This is a genomic window from Micromonospora sp. NPDC052213, assembly GCF_040679695.1.
Taxonomy (GTDB): Bacteria; Actinomycetota; Actinomycetes; order Mycobacteriales; family Micromonosporaceae; genus Micromonospora.
On record NZ_JBFAVI010000338.1, the window covers coordinates 1 to 1,858 of the forward strand.

Consider the following 1,858-nt stretch of genomic DNA (forward strand, 5'->3'; position numbering starts at 1 on the left):
GTGGGTGCGACGTAGTCGACGTCGAGGTCGGGGCGTTGGGAGCCGGGTTCTGGTAGGGCCCGGCGGTCGATCTTTCCGGTGCCGCCGACGGGGAAGCGGTCGAGGGTCATGATGACGGCCGGGACCATGTAGGCGGGCAGCGCGGTCGCGGCGTGGGCGCGTAGCTCGCTCACTATCGGGGTGCGGCCGTCGCGGCCGGTCACGTAGCCGACCAGCCGGGCGACGCCCTGGTCCTCCCGGCGGACGACGACGGCGGTGCCGACGTCGGGGTGTTGTTCGAGGACGGCCTCGATTTCGCCGAGTTCGATGCGGATGCCGTTGACTTTGACCTGGTGGTCCATGCGGCCGAGGATTTCCAGCGCTCCGGTGGCGTTCCACCGGCCCAGGTCGCCCGTGCGGTAGGCGACCCCACCGTCGTACGGGTCGGTGACGAACCGTTGTGCGGTCAGTTCGGGGCGGTGGAGGTAGCTGTCGGCGACGCCCTTCCCGGTGATGAGGATTTCGCCGGGGACGCCCATGGGCACGAGGTTCAACTGCGGGTCGACGACGCGGATCTGCCGGTTGGGCATGGGCCAGCCGATGGGCACGTACGCGCCGCCCCAGCCGGCGCCGGCGTCGTACCAGGTGCAGGCGACGGACGCCTCGGCCGGACCGTACGCGTTGATCAGGCGGGCGCCGGCGGCCAGCCAGCGTTGGGCCATGCGGGGTGGGATCGGCTCACCGGCGAGGGTCACGCAGGACATGCTCGGGCAGTCGGCCGGGTCGACCGCGGCGAGGTTGGTGGGCGGGCAGAACGCGTGGCTGGTCTGCTCCTTGGCGATCAGATCCGTCAACCGGCGGGCGTCGAGCAGGTCGTCACGGGAACAGACCACGACGCGCGCGCCGGAGGTCAGCGCGGTGTAGATCTCGCCCAGGGCCACGTCGAACACGGGGGCGCAGCAGTGCAGCATCCGGCTGTCCGGGCCGACCGCGCACTCCTCGCGCATCCAGGTGAGGAAGTTCGTCAACATGGCATGGGTCAACACCACGCCCTTCGGCTTCCCGGTCGATCCCGACGTGTAGATCACGAACGCCGGCCCGGAGGCGTCCACCACCGGCAGGTCGACAGGTCCGGTCGCCTCCACCGTCGGCCAGTCGTCGTCGAGGGCGACCACCCGTACGCCGTCAGGCCGGGGGATGCGCGGGGCGACCTCGCCGACGGTGAGTACGACCCGGGCGCCGTGGTCGGCCAGGAGCATCCGCATCCGCTCCGCCGGCCAGGCCACGTCCATCGGCGTGTACGCCGCCCCCGCCCGCAGGACCGCCAGGGTGGCGACGAGGGTCCACATGCTGCGGTCCAGCGCCAGCGACACCACGTCCCCGACGCCGACGCCGGCCGACCGCAGGTGACGGGCCAGCAGGTCCGATCGGCGCGCCAGTTCCCCGTACGTGAGGACCTCGCCGTCGGCGACGCCCGCGACCGCTTCCGGGGTCCGGCGGGCCCACGCCAGCACCAGGTCGTGGATCGGCTCGTCCGGCACCGGCCGGACCGGGCCCCGGCCCCACGCGAGCAGTCGATCGCGATCGGCCGCACCCAACAACGGCAACCCCGACAGCGGGATCTCGGGTTCCCGGATCCCGGCCGACGTCAGCATCACGGTCTGGTCCAGCAGGCCCCGCACCCAGTCCGTGGAGAATGCTTCGGCCGCGTAGTCGATCCGCAGCCCGGATCCGTCGGAGGCCACACTCACCGCCAGGTCGACGTCCACCGCCTGCGGTCCCGCCTCGGCGACCGGGCCGTCGACCAGGGCCACCGCGACCGGACCCGGTATCCCCGTAGTCGCCACCGGCGCAGCCCACGCCGCGCCCACCCGCCTCG

At 72.7% G+C, this 1,858-nt stretch carries 1 protein-coding gene; it reads right to left on the reverse strand.

The window, feature by feature from the left end; all coding sequences use genetic code 11:
• Nucleotides 1-1,826, reverse strand: a 1,826-nt coding sequence (locus AB0L34_RS33710) for an amino acid adenylation domain-containing protein (protein ID WP_363709711.1), incomplete at its 3' end; no start/stop codon positions are given.
• Nucleotides 1,827-1,858 lie beyond the last annotated feature (32 nt).